Raw genomic sequence first — 14771 nt, 5'->3', positions numbered from 1 at the left:
CCCGCTCGCTGAGCCTGGCTCGCCGATCGCGCGCGGGGATCTCGGCGCTGCGGCCCCGCCCGCTGTGCGTCTCTTCCCGCTCGCTGTGCGTCTCTTCCCGCTTGCCGAGCCTGTCGAAGCGCACGCTGAGCCTGTCGAAGCGCAGCAGTTCCCGCTCGCTGCGCCTGTCGAAGCGCGCCCGCTAAGCGGGCTCCTCCGTCGGCTCCGACAGTCGGATGCGTGCGACGGCCGTCGCGACGTGTTCGGCGATGACGTCCTTCGCCCGCTCGGGGTCGCCGCTGGCGATCGCGTCGAGGATCTGCTGGTGACTGCGCACGTGCTCCTGCTGCTCGGCAGGGTCCAGCGTCGCGTTCGCCGCGTGCAGGAATCCGGCGATGCGTCCGCGCAGCCGGGTGCTGAGCTCGTCGAGGAAGCGGTGCTCGGCGAGCTCGGCGAGGGTCTCGTGGAACAGCCGGTCCTGGCGGAGCACCTCGGCGATGTCGCCGGGGGCGGCATCCGCCATCGCGGCCACGACGGCTCCGAGCCGCGCGGCGGACTCCTCGCTCCAGCGCTCCTGGACGCGGACGGCCATGAACTGCTCCAGCACGACCCGCAGGCTCGAGATCTCCTCGAGGTCCGATGCGGTGAGCTCGGCCACGCGCGCACCGCGGCGTGGCTCGCGCACCACCAGGCGCTCCTCGGTGAGCCGGGTCAGCGCCTCACGCACGGGGATGTGGCTGACACCGAGCTGTGCGGCGAGCTTGCGCTCCACGAGTCGTTCGCCGGGAGGAAGCTCGCCCGAGTGGATCGCGGCGCGCAGCTCGTCCGTGACCTGCGCGGCGATGTTCTGGTCGGACACGGTACGCACGTGTCCGATGCTATGGCAGATCCAGCCTTCCGAGAGGCAGCATGACCGTCACCGATAGGCCGACGATGCGGGGCGACGCGATCCGCATCCCGCGCAGCGCGCTGCGTGTCGCGGTCGCCCGGCGAGACATCACGCCGCCCGTCGGCATCCGCGCGAAGAACTGGGGACCCGCCGACTGGGAGCGCTCCGAAGGGGCGCACCGTCCCTTCACCCTGACGGCGCTGGCGCTCGTCGGTCAGGACGAGCGGCCCCGCGTGCTGCTCGCCGTCGACGGCACCTGGTGGCGACGCGTCGCCGATGAACGCGGGGTGCGATCGGCGATTCTCGGCGGGCTCGGGCTCGAGGCGGACCAGCTCATGGTGTCGCTCTCGCACACGCATGCCGGCGCCGTCCTCTGCGCCGCCGACGCGCACCTGCCCGGGGGAGAGCTCATCCCGGAGTATCTGGCGAGCATCGCCGCCGCGGGTATCGCTGCCGGCCGCGAAGCGCTCGGCCGCGCGGCCGAGGGGCGGATCGAATGGGCGACGGGACAGTGCGGGCTCGCCGCGGACCGTGAGCTCGATCTCGACGGCCGGGCGCTCGTCGGGTTCAACCCGCACGGCGAGGCGGACGACACGGTCGTCGTCGGACGGGTGTCGGATGCCTCGGGCGCCGTGCTCGCCACGCTGGTCAACTACGCGTGCCATCCCACGACGCTCGCATGGCAGAGCAGAGAGGTGTCGCCGGACTATGTCGGCGCGATGCGTGAGACGGTCGAGACCGCGACTGGCGTGCCGTGCCTGTTCGTCCAGGGAGCGTCCGGAGAGCTCGCCCCTCGCGAGCAGTACACGGGGGATGCGACCATCGCCGATCGCCACGGACGCGCGCTCGGTCACGCGGTGCTCGCCGCCCTCGCGGCCCTCCCGGATCCCGGCACCGAGGTGCGGCTGACCGGCATCGTCGAATCCGGTGCGCCGCTCGCGATCTGGACGGCGCAGCCGGCGACCGGCGGGGCCGAGACCGCCGGGGAGATGTCGAGCGTCGAGCTGCCGCTGCGCGAGCTGGCGACGATGGAGCAGCTCGCCGCGCAATGGCGCGACATCGACCCGCGGTCCCGCGAGGAACGCCTCGGCCGCGCCCGCAACCTCCGCGAGGGGTACATCGACGGGCCGACCGTGCAGCATCCGGTCTGGGCCTGGCGGCTCGGCGACGCCATCATCCTCGGGCATCCGGGCGAGGCGTACTCCCGGCTGCAGCGCACGCTCAGAGCACGGTTCCCCGATCATCCCATCGTCGTCATGAACCTCACCAACGGGCCTGGCTTCGTCTACCTGCCCACGCGCGAGGCCTATGACCGCGGCGCGTACCAGGCGTGGCAGACGCCGCTGGCCCCTGGCGCGCTCGACCTGCTCGAGGAGCACGCGATCGGCATCGTGGCAGCCCTCCTCGACCCCCACCCCCGCACGGAAGCAACGAAGGACCCGCAATGACCCCCACCCCCGCACCGCTCGCCGTCATCACCGGAGGCGCCGCCGGCATCGGCTGGGAGATCGGCCGCCGGCTCGTCGCGGACGGCCACCGCGTCGTCGCCGCCGACCGCGTGCCAGGTCTCACCGGCGGCGCCAACCCCGACGGCATCCTCTGGCGGGAACTCGACGTGACCGACCCCGATGCCGTCGAGCGCGCTTTCGCGATGATCGAGAACGAGCTCGGACCCATCGACGTGCTCGTGAACAACGCGGGCATCCAGCGCCACAGAGGCATCGAGGACCTCACCTGGGCGGAGTGGTCGGCCGTCGTGGACGTGAACCTGCACGGCGTGTTCCTCTGCCTGCAGGCGGCGGGGCGTCGCATGCTCGCCCGCGGCTCGGGTCGCATCGTGAACATCTCCTCGATCTCGTCGCGCGGATCGGCAGGGCGCGCTCCCTATGCGACGACGAAGGCGGCCGTGATCGGCTTGACCGCCACGGCAGGCGCGGAATGGGCGGCCCGCGGGGTGCGCGTCAACGCCGTCGCCCCCGGCTACGTCGACACCGGTGTGTTCCGTCAGGGCATCGAACAGGGCACGCTCGACCTCGACACGATCCTCGGACGCATTCCCGCCCGCCGCCTCGCGGATGCGAGCGAGATCGGTGCGGCGGTGAGCTTCCTCGTCGGCGACGATGCGCGCTACATGAACGGTCAGACCCTGTACGTCGACGGCGGATTCATGGTCGACTACGGCATCCCGCTGGCGAAGAAGCCCGCATGAGCGCGATCCGCAGCGTCGAGACGGCGACCACGATCCTCCCTCTGCCTGCTCCGCTTCGGCTGGGCGCGATGACGGTGAGCCGCCGGGAGTACAGCGCCGTGCGTGTGCGGGACTCCGAGGGGACGACCGGCCTCGCCTACTGCCTGTCCAGGGAGGCGCCGATGGCGGAGCTTGTCGAACGCCTCGTCGCCCCGCATGCGATCGGCACGGACCCGGACGACCCCGCGTCGACGTGGGAGCGGATGCTGCGCGGGAGCGCCATCGTCGGACGAGTCGGCCTGGTCCGTCGAGCCATCGGCCTCGTCGACATCGCCCTGTGGGACATCGCCGCGCGGCGCGCCGGCGTGCCGCTGTGGCGGATGCTCGGCACGGGAGACGCCCCTCGCCCCTCGATGCTCGTCGCGGCCTACCCCGCCCCCGACCGGACGCCCAGGGACGTCGCTGAGGAGGTGCTCTCGCAGGCGGAGGGCTGGACGACCGTCAAGATCTCGCGGCTGCCCGACCCTGAGTACATGCGTGAGCTCATCGCCCTGCTGAATGCGGAGCTCCCGTCATCGACAGGTCTCGTCGTGGACGTCGGCTTCGCGTGGCGCGATGCCGACGAGGCGCTCTCGGAGATCGCGCGATGGGGGGATGTGCGGCTCGCCTGGCTCGAGGACCCGCTGCTCCCCGAGGACGTCGCAGGGTGCGCGAGGATCCGGCGCGAGAGCGGTCTGCCGGTCTCGGTCGGCGACGAGGTGACCGATCCGGCGGTGCTCAGGGCGCTCGTCGACGCAGCGGCCGTCGATGTGCTCCGGCTCGACGTCGTCGCAGTCGGCGGCGTGACCCCCGCGCGCGAGCTCATCGCGTGGGCGGGCGATCGCGGGGTGCCGGTCTCCGGTCACGTGTACCCGGAGGTGACCGCGCACCTCGGGATCGGCGTGGAGACCTTCGCCCGCGGGGGCAATCCCTATGACCCTTCGCCGGCGCTGGTCACCGGCGGTCCGGCGTTCGACGGCCTCGTCCGTCCGTCGTCGGATCCCGGGCTCGGATTCGGCTTCGCAGCATCCGTCTTCGACTTCGGAGGAGAGTCCGCATGAACGCATCTGGCAGTGTCGTCGTCACCGGCAGCGGCAAGGGCATCGGGAGGGCGATCGCAGAGCGGCTGACCGCCGACGGCTGGATCGTCGTCGGGGTGGAGCGCTCGCCGGGATCGGGGAGCGCCGAGTCGGGCGCGGTCGCCGAGGTCGTCCTCGGCGACGCGGCGGATCGGGCCATGCATGAACGTGCCGCTGCAGCCGCGATCAGGCACGCGCCGCTGCGCGGGTGGGTGAACAACGCCGGGATCACGAAGCGGACGCCGCTGCACGAGTTGGACGAGTCGCTCGTCAGGGAGATCGTCGGCATCAACGGTTTCGGCTATCTGTGGGGGAGCTCGGCCGCCGTCACCGCGTTCGTCGACCAGGGCGTGCCCGGCTCGATCGTGAACGTGGGTTCCATCCACGGACGGGCCAGCTTCATCGACCACGCCGCCTACGAGTTCACCAAGGGCGGCATCGACGCGCTGACCCGGAGTCTCGCGGTGACGTACGGCGGCCTCGGCATCCGGGCGAACGCCATCGCGCCCGGTGGCGTGATGACTCCCCACCTCGCAGCGCAGATCGCCGGTTCGCCGGATCCGGCGGCTGCGGAGCGGGCGCTCGCGGAGGGACCGCCGATGGGGCGCATCGCGCGCGCGGAGGAGGTCGCCGCGCTCGCCGCCTTCCTGCTGTCGGGGGAGGCGCCGTACCTCAGCGGTCAGTCGATCGCGGTCGATGGTGCGTGGACGGCCTCGTTCGGAGATATCACCGTCGACCAGGCGCTCCGCGCCCGTTTCGAGGGCCGGTAGCCCGCGTCGGCAGACCCAGCGAGCTGACGCGCTTCGACAGGCTCAGCGAGCAATCGCTTCGGCAGACTCAGCGAGCAATCGCTTCGGCAGACTCAGCGAGCAATCGCTTCGGCAGACTCAGCGAACGGGCTTTCCCCTCTAGCTCCCTGAGCTTGTCGAAGGGCGCGGCCCCGCAGGAGCAATCGCGCTTCGACGCGTTCGGCGAGCGGCCGCGCTTCGGCGCTCAGGCCTTGAGCATCGAGGCGCGCGCGATGAGCCCTCCCACCACGTCGAACGTGGCGATGGTCTCCGTCGCGACGCCGGCGTTGACGACCTGCTCGTGCGCGACCACCCAGCGCTCCCCGAAGAGCACCTGGGCATCGATCTCGCACGACAGCTCCGGGTTCGCGAGGCGGGGCTCGTAGAACGCCCGGATCTCCGCCCGGCCGGTGATCGGCTCGGGTGAGACGCCGGTGATCACGGCATCCACCGCGTAGGTCGCGACGAAGGCCTCCAGATCGTGGGCGTTGAACGCGTCCAGCTGTGCGCGGACGGTGTCGACCGCTGTCCGGTGCTCAGTCAATGCGAACTCCTCCGTTGACGTCGTAGGTGGCCCCGGTGATGAAGCGGGAGCGCTCCGAGGCGAGCGCGGCGATGATCCATGCGACATCGGCCGGCTGCCCGAAGTCGCCGAGCGGGATCGACGACGCGAGCTTCGCACGGCCCTCGCCCTGGAGCTGGTCGGTGATGGCGCTGGCCACCGGGCCGGGGGTGACGGCGTTCACGCGGATGCTCTCGCCGGCGAGATGCCTGGCGAAGCTGCGGGTCAGCGCGAGGATCGCGCCCTTGCTCGCGGCATAGTGCATCCCGGTCTGGAGTGCGCCGACCTGCCCGGCGATCGAGGAGATGTTGACGACCGACCGGTCGCCTTCAGCAGCGCGCAGCAACGGCAGGGCGGCCCTGGTGAGCAGGAACGTGCCGCGGGCGTTGGTCTCCATCACGGCATCCCACTCGTCGATCTCGATGTCGTCGTAGGGCGTGTAGGGGCAAACGCCGCCGTTGTTGATGAGCACGTGCAGCGCGCCCCACTGCGCCGTGAGGTCTACGACGAGGTCGTCGATGGATGCCGGGTCACGCAGATCGAGCCGCGAGACGTGCGCCTCCGGAGCACCTGCGGCGAGGCAGTCGGCGGCCACCCCGGCGGCCTCCGCCTCCCTGCCCGTGTAGGTGATCCAGAGGGCGGTGCCTTCGGTGGCGAGCTCGAGGGCGGCGGCGGTGCCTATGCCGGAGCTCGCGCCGGTGATGAGGGCGCGACGAGTGGTCATGGTCAAACGCTATAGCAAAGTTGCCTTCGCGCGCGAGCTCACCCGCTATTTGCTATAGCATCACATCATGACCCCTCCCCTCATCGTCGTGAGCGACTGCGACCTGCCAGGAACCGTCATCGAGCAGACGCTGCGTCGAGGCGACCTCCGCGCCGTGCGCGCGGCGTCCGCCTCTGCCGAGGACATCGTCGCCGCGGGAGCGGGCGCCAGAGGTCTCGTCGTCCAATGGGCGTCGATCACCGGCGAGGTGATGGACAGGATGCCCGCCCTCGAGATCATCAGCCGCGTCGGCATCGGCTACGACATGGTCGATGTCGAGGCGGCGACGGCCAGGGGGATCGCGGTGGCGAACACGCCGAGCTACTGCATCGAGGAGGTCGCGGCGCACACCATCGCCATGATCATGACCCAGGCGCGAGGGCTGGTCGCATACGACCGCGCTGTCCGCGCCGGCGCATGGCGGGCGGTCGACGCTAGCCCGATGGCCGTGCGGCCCTCGGCAACGACCGTCGGAGTGCTCGGCTTCGGCCGGATCGGATCCCTCGTCGCCCGCGGTTGCAGGGCGCTCGGCTTCCGCGTGATCGTCGCCGACCCCTACGCCTCCGACGAAGCCGTGCGCGCTGCCGGCTGCGAGCCGGTCGAGATCGCCGAGGCGATCGCCGGTGCGGACCTCCTCACGCTGCACGTTCCGCTCACCGCATCGACGAGGCACCTCATCGACGAGGATGCGCTGCGGACGATGAAGCAGGGCGCTGTCGTCGTGAACACCTGCCGTGGCCCGCTCATCGACGAGGACGCATTGGCCGCCTCCCTGCGATCCGGGCACCTCGGTGCTGCGGCCCTCGATGTCTTCGCCGGCGAGCCGCTGGCGATGAGCTCCCCGCTCCGCGAACTCGATCAGGTCCTGCTGACGCCGCACGCCGCGTGGTTCTCGCCCGAAGCGCTGGCGGACTTGCCCGTGCATGCGGCGGACAACATCATCCGATACCTCGCGGGCGCGAGCGTGCCGATCGTCAACCCCGCGTACGCGGACGCCCGCTGACGGAGAGGAGCGGACATGGAACTCTTGAGACTCGGCGCCGCAGGAGAGGAGCGCCCGTTCGTGCGGGACGACGCGGGGACGATCCGCGACCTCTCCGCGCTGACGGCGGACATCGACGGCGCGTTCCTCGCCGCGGACGGCATCGCCCGCATCCGTGCCGCCCTCGCTGCCGGATCCCTTCCGGTGGCCGAGGGCATCGCCGGACTCCGCATCGGTGCGCCGATCGCGCGGCCCCAGGCCGTCGTCTGCATCGGCATGAACTACGCCGCTCACGCCGCGGAGTCGGGTGCGTTGCCGCCCGCGCAGCCGGTGGTCTTCTTCAAGCATCCGAACACCGTCGTCGGGCCGGACGACGACGTCCTCCTGCCGCCCGGCGCGGAGAAGGTCGACTGGGAGGTCGAGCTGGCCGTCGTGATCGGTCGGCGTGCGCGCTATCTCGCCTCACCGGCAGATGCGGATGCCGTGATCGCCGGGTACACGGTATCGAACGACGTCTCCGAGAGGGCGTTCCAGATCGAGGTGTCCGGCGGTCAATGGTCCAAGGGCAAGTGCGCCGAGACGTTCAATCCGCTCGGCCCGGTGCTCGTGCCGGCGGATGAGGTCGACCCGCAGTCGCTCCGGCTGCGCTCCCGGGTGAACGGCGAGCCGCGACAGGACTCGTCGACGTCGGACATGGTCTTCGGCGTGCGGGAGCTCGTCCACCACCTCAGCCAGTACATGGTGCTGGAGCCGGGAGACGTCATCAACACCGGGACCCCGGAGGGCGTGGCGCTGTCAGGACGCTTCCCGTACCTCGCCGATGGCGATGAGATGCGCATCGAGATCGAGGGCCTCGGCGCCCAGCGGCAGCGCGTGCGTCGGGTCGTCATCTGACTCCCTGAGCGGGGATTCCGCTCCCTAGGCGGGGATTCCGCTCCCTGGGCGGGGATTCCGCTCCTTGAGCGGGGATTCCGCTCCCTGAGCTTGTCGAAGGGGGCGTGCGACGGGTTCGCTTCGACAGGCTCAGCGAGCGGGGGAGACAGGCTCAGCGAGCGGGGGAGACAGGCTCAGCGAGCGGGGGAGACTGGCTCAGCGAGCGGGGAGACAGGCTCAGCGAGCGGGGGCCGCCTCGGCGAGCGGAGAGGCGGCGGGTGTCAGCCGGCGTAGGGGGTGACCGGCAGCCCGGTCACCCCTGGGCGCACGGCGAAGACGGAGCCGGCGGCGGTGCCGTGGTCGTCGCCGAGATCCTGCGCGGAGGTCGTGATGTACAGCGTCGAGAGGTCGTCGTCGCCGAAGGTGCAGGCGGTGACCTGCGGCACGGGGAGCTCGATGCTTTCGCGCATGATGCCGTCCGCGTCGTACCCGTGCACGGCGTGCCCGTTCCACAGCGCCACCCAGACGCTGCCGTCCGCTGCGACCGTCAGGCCATCGGGGAAGCCCTGGTCCGACGGGATCTCGATGAACGGCCGCCGCTCCACGAGCTCGCCATCGCGCGCGTCGAAGCGGTCGACGCGTCCGGTCACGGTGTCGACGTAGTAGGCGATGGTGCCGTCCGGCGAGAAGGCGACGCCGTTGGATATCGTGACCCCGTCGACGACGGTCTGCACCGTGCCCTCGCGGTCGATGCGCAGCAGTCGCCCCACGGGGCCTGCACCCGCTCCCGCCATCGACCCGGCAAGCAGCCGCCCCTGCGGATCCACCGTGCCGTCATTGAAGCGGGCATCGCCGAGGTCGAACTCCTGTGCGGCGCGCACCGGCCCATGCGGCTCTTCGGCGAGATACAGGGTGCGCCGGCCGAAGGCGACGAACCCGCCATTGCTGCGCGGCCGGACGAATGCGGCGTAGCCGTCGTCCAGGTGCATCCGGTGGATGCCGTCCTCGCGCAGGGTCAGGAGGTCACCCGCGTGGCCGTCGACCCAGCGCAGCCCACCCCATCCCTGCCACCAGACGGGGCCCTCGGCGTGGCTGGCGACGGGACCGGTGACGTTCTCCGCCCTCATGAGGCATTTCCCCCGTCGATCTCCCGCGCGACCTTCTTCTCGAGGACCTCGACGGCGGCATCCGAGAGCAGGATGAGACCGTCGAGCTCCTCGCGCACGCGCTTGTAGGCGAGATTGCGCTCAGCCTGGGTGGCGGACTCGTCCACCGCGACCGTGAGCAGTTTCTTCGCACGGTCGAGCTTCTTGCGCTCGGCGTCCGAGAACGTGGAATCGCGCAGGCGTCTGGCATCGCGCTCGGCGACCTCGAAGGCGACGGCGTAGTTGCCGACGGCATCCAGGTACTCGGTGACCTCGCGCTCGGTGACGGGAGCGGTCGCGGATGCCGGGCGCAGCGTGTCGGCGATCTTCTTCGCGCGCAGGAACGCGGCGGTGAGCGGCTGACGTCCGTCGCTCATGGCGGGGAAGGCGATGAGCTTGGCGACGTCGAGCTCGTAGTCGAGCCACCGCGCGGTGATCTCGTCGTGCTCGACGAGCAGGCGCTCCAGCAGCTGGTTCGGGGGCACGGCGGGAGCGGAGGCGACCTCGAGCGGCTTCGTCGGTGCCTGCTGGCCGCTGCGCGCGGCGATCTGCGCCGCCTTGATCTCGCCCTTGACGCGGATGCTCTCCATCTTGCGCTGGTGGCGCCGCTTCGCCGCGCGCTCCGAGGAGGCGTAGAGCGCACTGATGCCGCCCCACGCGGCAAAGCCGACGGGGAAGGCGATCCACCAGTAGTCCTCGAACCAGAGCCAGAACGCATCCATGATGCTGCCAGCCTAGCGGCGGGGCCTCGCGCCATCGTTCCCCGCACGGAGGTCAGGAACGGCCCGCATCCCTTCGTCCGCTGAGGCGTCCGCTAGGGTGACCCGCAACGGAAGGGCGACATGATCATCACGGATTTCCCCAGGGACCTGCTCATGACCGGCGTCATCTTCGGCATCGCCGCGTTCGTCTGGTCCGGATGGGCGCAGGAGCGCCCGCCCAAGCACTGGATCTGGCGGGTGGTGCTGGCGGCCATCGGCCTGGGCGGTGCGACTCTCGCCGGGATCAACCTTCCCACGGTGATCAGGAACTGGGACGCCCCCACCGCCATCGCCTTCGGCGGAACGGCCTCGGTCATCTACCTCGTCGTCTTCTGGCTCGAGGTGATCGCGATCATCGTGCTCGCGATCGTCGCCACGAGACGCAAGCGTCAGGACCTCATCCCTGTGCTCGTGCTCGCCGTCGTCGGCATCCACTTCCTCCCGCTCGCGTGGGTGTTCGGCCAGCCGATCTTCTTCGTCACCGGTGTGCTCGTCACCGCTGTCGCGGTGCTCGCCGTGTTCCTGCCCGACGACAAAGCGGCGCGGAGCTTCTGGTGCGGGGCGCTCGGCGGAGCCGTGCTCCTCGTCAGCGGCGCCATCTGCGCGATCGCGGGGTTCGCCGGTCTCGGCTGAACGCCTCGACGCCAGCACGCGGCGGCGTCAGCGCGACGCGCAGGACACGCAGAGCTCGGCGAACGGCCGCACCTCGAGCCGAGCTGCAGGGATTGCCGCCCCGCACGACGTGCACACGCCATAGGTGCCGGCATCCACACGGGCCAGGGCGTCTTCGACCTCACGGAGCTCGCCCTGCGCCGCGTCGGACAACGCCATCAAGCGCGACCACTCCGACGACAGCGTGACCCCCTCCGGATCGTGCTCGTCGTCGTCGTTCGCGCCCTCGCGGTCGTGCGTGAGCGCGGCCAGCGCCGCCACCGCGGACTCGACCCTGCTCAGCGCATCGCCGCGCAGGCGTTCGAGGCGAGCGCGAGGGTCATCGCTCATCGGGGCCCGCCGTTCGCAGCGTCGCCTTCGCGAAAACGGTGCGCATCGCATCCGTGCCGGCGATCTCGCCGACCACGAACATGAGGAGCGAGAAGATGATCTGCTCGATGACCATCCACAGCGGATAGAGCCCCGGGATCGCGGCGGTGACCAGGGTCACGATCGGGAAGATGCGCGCGAACAGCCGCAACCGCGAGTACGCCCAGTACCAGCCGGCGGAGGCGCGCAGTGCGAAGTACGTGAGCCCCGCCGTGAGGCCGAACACCACGAGCACGCGCATCCAGACGGCGAAGCCGTCAGGGTTGCCGGTGAGCAGATTCATCCCGGCGATGCCGATGGCCGAGACGCTGATGACGATCTCCACGGCGAGGATCCAGCCGATCGCGCGGAAGCTGCGCTGCACCGACGCCAGGTCGCCGCCCGCGCGCAGGTCGCGCTGTCGGCCGGCCGCGAGGCGGTCGACACGACGCAGCAGCGCGGGCAGGTTCTCAGCCGAGACGGCCACGGATCAGCCGAACAGCAGGGAGAGCACGGTCGCGCCGCCGCCGCCGATGAGCAGGGCGATGATCGTCACCCAGGCCACGATCCTGACGCGGCGATTACGACGCTCGCCGAGGTCGCCGTAGTCGTCGTCGCGGGTGTCGAGCTCGCTCATCAGGCGTCGACCGACTCCGTGACGGTCGGGCCGAAGTATGCGGGAAGCGTGGCCTGCGAGCGCTCGCGCAGTTCGGATGCCGAGATGGTGAAGACGTCCTGCACCTCGAGCTGCGCCTCGGTGTCGGTCACGCCGATGCGCAGCACCGGGTAATCGCGGCCCTCGCACAGGCCGCGGAACTTGACGTCGTCCTCGCGCGGGACGGTGACCAGCACGCGGCCGGTCGACTCGGAGAAGAGGGCGGTGGCAGCATCCACGCCGTCGCGCTCGATGATCTCGCTCAACCAGACGCGTGCGCCGACACCGAAGCGCATGACGCCCTCGGCGAGGGCCTGAGCGAGCCCGCCCTCGGAGAGGTCGTGCGCGGAGGAGATCAGCCACTCGTCGCGGGCGGCGCCGATGAGACCGGCCAGGCGCTTCTCGCCGGCGAGGTCGACCTTGGGCGGCAGGCCGCCGAGGTGACCGTGCACGACATCGGCCCACGCCGAGCCGGAGAGCTCGGTGGAGGTCGTGCCGAGGAGGTAGATGTTCTGCCCTTCGTCCTGCCATCCGGAGGGGATGCGGCGCGAGACGTCCTCGATGAGACCGAGCACGCCGACCAGCGGCGTCGGGTGGATCGGCACGTCGCCGGTCTGGTTGTAGAACGAGACGTTGCCGCCGGTGACGGGGGTGCCCAGCTCGAAGCATCCGTCGGCGAGGCCGTCGACGGTCTGGCCGAACTGCCACATGACCTCGGGGTTCTCTGGCGAGCCGAAGTTCAGGCAGTCGGTGATGGCCGTGGGAACGGCACCGGTGACGGCCACGTTGCGGTAGGCCTCGGCGAGGGCGAGCTGCGCGCCCGCGTAGGGGTCGAGCTGGCAGTAGCGGCCGTTGGCGTCGGTGGCGATGGCGAAGCCGAGGCCGGACTCCTCGTCCACGCGGATCATGCCGGCGTCGTCGGGGAAGGCGAGCGCGGTGTTGCCGAGCACGTAGTAGTCGTACTGGTTGGTGATCCAGCGCGTGTCCGCCAGGTTCGGGCTCGCGACGAGGGCGAGGAACTGCTCCTTCAGCGTCTCCGTGTCGTTCGAGCGGGGGAGCAGCTCCGCAGCATCCGCCTGGAGCGCGTCGATCCACGTGGGGTAGGCGACCGGGCGGTCGTAGACGGGACCGTCGACCGCGACCGTCGAGGGGTCGACGTCGACGATGCGCTCGCCCTGCCAGTCGATGACGAGGCGACCGTCGCCGGTGACCTCGCCGAGCACGCTGGTCTCGACGTCCCACTTCTTCACGACCTCGAGGAACGCGTCGAGCTTCTCCGGCGCGACGATCGCCATCATGCGCTCCTGCGACTCGGACATGAGGATCTCCTCAGCGGTCAGAGTGGGGTCGCGCAGCAGGACGTTGTCGAGCGAGACGTGCATGCCGCTGTTGCCGTTCGCGGCCAGCTCGCTCGTCGCGCAGGAGATGCCGGCGGCGCCGAGGTCTTGGATGGCCTCGACGAGCTCGCCGCGGTAGAGCTCGAGGCAGCACTCGATGAGCACCTTCTCGGCGAAGGGATCGCCGACCTGAACGGCCGGGCGCTTGGTGGGGCCGGTGGAGTCGAAGGAGTCGGAGGCGAGGATGCTGGCGCCGCCGATGCCGTCGCCGCCGGTGCGGGCGCCGAAGAGGACGACCTTGTTGCCGACACCGGTGGCGTTCGCCAGCTTGAGGTCTTCGTGGCGGAGCACACCGACCGCGAGCGCGTTGACGAGCGGGTTGGCCTGGTAGACGGAGTCGAACACCGTCTCCCCGCCGATGTTCGGAAGGCCGAGGCAGTTGCCGTAGAAGCTGATGCCCGCGGTCACGCCATGCACGACCCGTGCGGTGTCCGGGTGGTCGATGGCGCCGAAGCGGAGGGCGTCCATGACGGCGACGGGCCGCGCGCCCATGGAGATGATGTCGCGGACGATTCCGCCGACGCCGGTCGCCGCGCCCTGGAAGGGCTCGATGAAGCTCGGGTGGTTGTGCGACTCGGCCTTGAAGGTGACGGCCCAGCCCTCGCCCACGTCGATGACGCCGGCGTTCTGCCCCATGCCGACCATGAGGCGCTCCTTCATCTCGTCGGAGACCTTCTGCCCGAAGCGGCGCAGGTAGTTCTTCGACGACTTGTAGGAGCAGTGCTCGCTCCACATGACGGAGTACATCGCCAGCTCGCCGGAGGTGGGGCGACGGCCGAGGATCTCGCGGATGCGTGCGTACTCGTCGTCCTTGAGCCCGAGGGCGCCGTAGGGCTGCTCCTTCTCGGGAGTCGCGATGGCGTTCTCGACAGAGTCGGGGACGTGGACGGATGCTTCGGGGGTGGTCACGCGCACTCCAAGGGAAAGGGCCGGCGGGGCGGTGTCCAGTCTACCTTTCGTGCAACGCGTGCCTCGCGCTCAAGGGCGAGCCTGCCCTCGTGCGCGAGTGGAGGGCGGCGCGGTGATCAGAGGCGTTCGTGCACTGCTCTGCGGTGCCCCACGCCGTTGACCGTCACGAGGACGAGTTCGTCGGCGATCTCGTACAGGATCCGGTAGTCGCCCACCCTGATCCGCCAGGCTGCGTCCAGCCCGGAGAGCTTGCGTGCGCCGACCGGTCGCGGGTCGCTCGACAGCCCCTCTGCCGCGGCCAGCACACGGCGACGGATCTGTTGGTCGAGCTTCCGGAGTTCTCTCGCCGCTGCCGTCGTGAACTCGACCGCATATGCGGTCACTCGACCAGTTCGCTCTTCAGTTCAGCGAGCGAGACGCGAGCTCCGTCATCGGCGGCCCTGGCTGCGCGGAACTCGACCACGTCCCGCGCCTCCTCGAGCTCCTCGAGAAGCTCCAGATCCTCCACGCCGATGAGAACAGCCGCGAGCTTCCCGTGCTTGGTCACTCCGATCCGCTCGCCGCCGTACGCGGCACGCGCGACGGCCTCAGCAAGACCGTCACGGAGTTCGCGCGTCGTGATCGATCGATCCAAAGTCTCCATAGAACTTTTCCCGCACTTTCGCGTCATCGATTCGCCCGTATGGACTCTTCCCTCTTGGAGCCCCGTCGACCCGCTCGCCGGAGGGTTCCGACGGCGCCG

General features: G+C 70.4%; 18 protein-coding genes. 7 read left to right on the top strand and 11 right to left on the bottom strand.

The features are described 5' to 3' along the window. Positions 1–181: 181 nt before the first annotated feature. Complete coding sequence (locus ACWGJP_RS05010) at positions 182–847, bottom strand: GntR family transcriptional regulator (RefSeq protein WP_452328652.1); 666 nt, start codon at positions 845–847, stop codon at positions 182–184. 41 nt (positions 848–888) lie between these two features. On the opposite strand from ACWGJP_RS05010, the gene ACWGJP_RS05005 reads away from it, so the two are divergent. Genes ACWGJP_RS05005 through ACWGJP_RS04990 form a run of 4 tightly spaced genes read left to right on the top strand, consistent with a single transcriptional unit; the run spans position 889 to position 4944 of the window. Continuing rightward, entirely contained in the window at positions 889–2316 is a 1428-nt protein-coding gene (locus ACWGJP_RS05005) for a hypothetical protein (RefSeq protein WP_452328651.1), read from the top strand. After that, positions 2313–3077 (top strand): SDR family NAD(P)-dependent oxidoreductase, encoded by a 765-nt coding sequence (locus tag ACWGJP_RS05000; RefSeq protein ID WP_452328650.1) that lies wholly within the window; start codon positions 2313–2315, stop codon positions 3075–3077. The genes ACWGJP_RS05005 and ACWGJP_RS05000 overlap by 4 nt, the downstream gene beginning before the upstream one ends. Then, positions 3074–4156: a mandelate racemase/muconate lactonizing enzyme family protein gene (locus tag ACWGJP_RS04995; RefSeq protein WP_452328649.1), complete on the top strand. Its 1083-nt coding sequence runs from the start codon at positions 3074–3076 to the stop codon at positions 4154–4156. Before ACWGJP_RS05000 ends, ACWGJP_RS04995 begins: the two co-directional genes overlap by 4 nt. Beyond that, the gene (locus ACWGJP_RS04990; RefSeq protein WP_452328648.1) at positions 4153–4944 is read left to right on the top strand and encodes an SDR family NAD(P)-dependent oxidoreductase; all 792 of its coding nucleotides are present in this window, start codon (positions 4153–4155) and stop codon (positions 4942–4944) included. The genes ACWGJP_RS04995 and ACWGJP_RS04990 overlap by 4 nt, the downstream gene beginning before the upstream one ends. Positions 4945–5167: 223 nt before the next feature. On the opposite strand, the gene ACWGJP_RS04985 is transcribed toward ACWGJP_RS04990, so the two are convergent. After that, complete coding sequence (locus ACWGJP_RS04985) at positions 5168–5506, bottom strand: nuclear transport factor 2 family protein (protein WP_452328647.1); 339 nt, start codon at positions 5504–5506, stop codon at positions 5168–5170. After that, a complete protein-coding gene (locus ACWGJP_RS04980; RefSeq protein ID WP_452328646.1) occupies positions 5499–6248 on the bottom strand; it encodes an SDR family NAD(P)-dependent oxidoreductase in 750 nt (249 codons plus the stop codon). Before ACWGJP_RS04980 ends, ACWGJP_RS04985 begins: the two co-directional genes overlap by 8 nt. Before the next feature lie 67 nt (positions 6249–6315). Here ACWGJP_RS04980 and ACWGJP_RS04975 point away from each other — a divergent pair, with 67 nt between their 5' ends. Together ACWGJP_RS04975 and ACWGJP_RS04970 are read left to right on the top strand one after the other, a co-directional pair. Further along, a complete protein-coding gene (locus ACWGJP_RS04975; RefSeq protein ID WP_452328645.1) occupies positions 6316–7290 on the top strand; it encodes a C-terminal binding protein in 975 nt (324 codons plus the stop codon). Positions 7291–7305: 15 nt separating this feature from the next. Then, positions 7306–8163 (top strand): fumarylacetoacetate hydrolase family protein, encoded by an 858-nt coding sequence (locus ACWGJP_RS04970; protein WP_452328644.1) that lies wholly within the window; start codon positions 7306–7308, stop codon positions 8161–8163. A gap of 260 nt (positions 8164–8423) precedes the next feature. Here the strand turns inward: ACWGJP_RS04970 and ACWGJP_RS04965 are convergent, their stop codons facing one another. Further along, positions 8424–9269: an SMP-30/gluconolactonase/LRE family protein gene (locus ACWGJP_RS04965; protein ID WP_452328643.1), complete on the bottom strand. Its 846-nt coding sequence runs from the start codon at positions 9267–9269 to the stop codon at positions 8424–8426. Beyond that, complete coding sequence (locus ACWGJP_RS04960; protein ID WP_452328642.1) at positions 9266–10009, bottom strand: hypothetical protein; 744 nt, start codon at positions 10007–10009, stop codon at positions 9266–9268. The genes ACWGJP_RS04965 and ACWGJP_RS04960 overlap by 4 nt, the downstream gene beginning before the upstream one ends. A 120-nt stretch (positions 10010–10129) precedes the next feature. Between ACWGJP_RS04960 and ACWGJP_RS04955 the strand changes: the two genes are divergently transcribed. Next, positions 10130–10681: a hypothetical protein gene (locus ACWGJP_RS04955; RefSeq protein ID WP_452328641.1), complete on the top strand. Its 552-nt coding sequence runs from the start codon at positions 10130–10132 to the stop codon at positions 10679–10681. Between the two features lie 27 nt (positions 10682–10708). On the opposite strand, the gene ACWGJP_RS04950 is transcribed toward ACWGJP_RS04955, so the two are convergent. From ACWGJP_RS04950 to ACWGJP_RS04925, 6 genes are all read right to left on the bottom strand, one after another. Next, a complete protein-coding gene (locus tag ACWGJP_RS04950; protein ID WP_452328640.1) occupies positions 10709–11050 on the bottom strand; it encodes a TraR/DksA family transcriptional regulator in 342 nt (113 codons plus the stop codon). Continuing rightward, on the bottom strand, positions 11040–11555 hold the full coding sequence (locus ACWGJP_RS04945; RefSeq protein ID WP_452328639.1) for a hypothetical protein: 516 nt from the start codon (positions 11553–11555) through the stop codon (positions 11040–11042). Before ACWGJP_RS04945 ends, ACWGJP_RS04950 begins: the two co-directional genes overlap by 11 nt. Before the next feature lie 3 nt (positions 11556–11558). After that, positions 11559–11705 (bottom strand): hypothetical protein, encoded by a 147-nt coding sequence (locus tag ACWGJP_RS04940; protein ID WP_452328638.1) that lies wholly within the window; start codon positions 11703–11705, stop codon positions 11559–11561. After that, positions 11705–14029 carry a phosphoribosylformylglycinamidine synthase subunit PurL gene (purL, locus tag ACWGJP_RS04935; RefSeq protein WP_452328637.1) on the bottom strand — a complete coding sequence of 775 codons (2325 nt, stop codon included), beginning with the start codon at positions 14027–14029 and terminating at the stop codon, positions 11705–11707. The genes ACWGJP_RS04940 and purL overlap by 1 nt, the downstream gene beginning before the upstream one ends. A 116-nt stretch (positions 14030–14145) precedes the next feature. Then, on the bottom strand, positions 14146–14412 hold the full coding sequence (locus tag ACWGJP_RS04930; protein ID WP_452328636.1) for a type II toxin-antitoxin system RelE family toxin: 267 nt from the start codon (positions 14410–14412) through the stop codon (positions 14146–14148). Further along, a complete protein-coding gene (locus ACWGJP_RS04925; protein WP_452328635.1) occupies positions 14409–14672 on the bottom strand; it encodes a type II toxin-antitoxin system prevent-host-death family antitoxin in 264 nt (87 codons plus the stop codon). Before ACWGJP_RS04925 ends, ACWGJP_RS04930 begins: the two co-directional genes overlap by 4 nt. Between the last annotated feature and the right edge of the window lie 99 nt (positions 14673–14771).

This window comes from Microbacterium sp. NPDC055903, assembly GCF_053615555.1.
The sequence above is the reverse complement of the archived record's forward strand: the minus strand, read 5'-3'. Positions and strand labels throughout refer to the sequence as shown.

What these genes read in the sequence shown, in the direction of transcription:
- ACWGJP_RS04950 (WP_452328640.1), bottom strand. Translation starts at nt 11,050, where the DNA reads ATGAGCGATGACCCTCGCGCTCGCCTCGAACGCCTGCGCGGCGATGCG.
- ACWGJP_RS04990 (WP_452328648.1), top strand. Translation starts at nt 4,153, where the DNA reads ATGAACGCATCTGGCAGTGTCGTCGTCACCGGCAGCGGCAAGGGCATC.
- ACWGJP_RS05000 (WP_452328650.1), top strand. Translation starts at nt 2,313, where the DNA reads ATGACCCCCACCCCCGCACCGCTCGCCGTCATCACCGGAGGCGCCGCC.
- ACWGJP_RS04980 (WP_452328646.1), bottom strand. Translation starts at nt 6,248, where the DNA reads ATGACCACTCGTCGCGCCCTCATCACCGGCGCGAGCTCCGGCATAGGC.
- ACWGJP_RS04940 (WP_452328638.1), bottom strand. Translation starts at nt 11,705, where the DNA reads ATGAGCGAGCTCGACACCCGCGACGACGACTACGGCGACCTCGGCGAG.
- ACWGJP_RS04960 (WP_452328642.1), bottom strand. Translation starts at nt 10,009, where the DNA reads ATGGATGCGTTCTGGCTCTGGTTCGAGGACTACTGGTGGATCGCCTTC.
- ACWGJP_RS04970 (WP_452328644.1), top strand. Translation starts at nt 7,306, where the DNA reads ATGGAACTCTTGAGACTCGGCGCCGCAGGAGAGGAGCGCCCGTTCGTG.
- ACWGJP_RS04995 (WP_452328649.1), top strand. Translation starts at nt 3,074, where the DNA reads ATGAGCGCGATCCGCAGCGTCGAGACGGCGACCACGATCCTCCCTCTG.
- ACWGJP_RS04975 (WP_452328645.1), top strand. Translation starts at nt 6,316, where the DNA reads ATGACCCCTCCCCTCATCGTCGTGAGCGACTGCGACCTGCCAGGAACC.
- ACWGJP_RS04925 (WP_452328635.1), bottom strand. Translation starts at nt 14,672, where the DNA reads ATGGAGACTTTGGATCGATCGATCACGACGCGCGAACTCCGTGACGGT.
- ACWGJP_RS04955 (WP_452328641.1), top strand. Translation starts at nt 10,130, where the DNA reads ATGATCATCACGGATTTCCCCAGGGACCTGCTCATGACCGGCGTCATC.
- ACWGJP_RS04965 (WP_452328643.1), bottom strand. Translation starts at nt 9,269, where the DNA reads ATGAGGGCGGAGAACGTCACCGGTCCCGTCGCCAGCCACGCCGAGGGC.
- ACWGJP_RS05005 (WP_452328651.1), top strand. Translation starts at nt 889, where the DNA reads ATGACCGTCACCGATAGGCCGACGATGCGGGGCGACGCGATCCGCATC.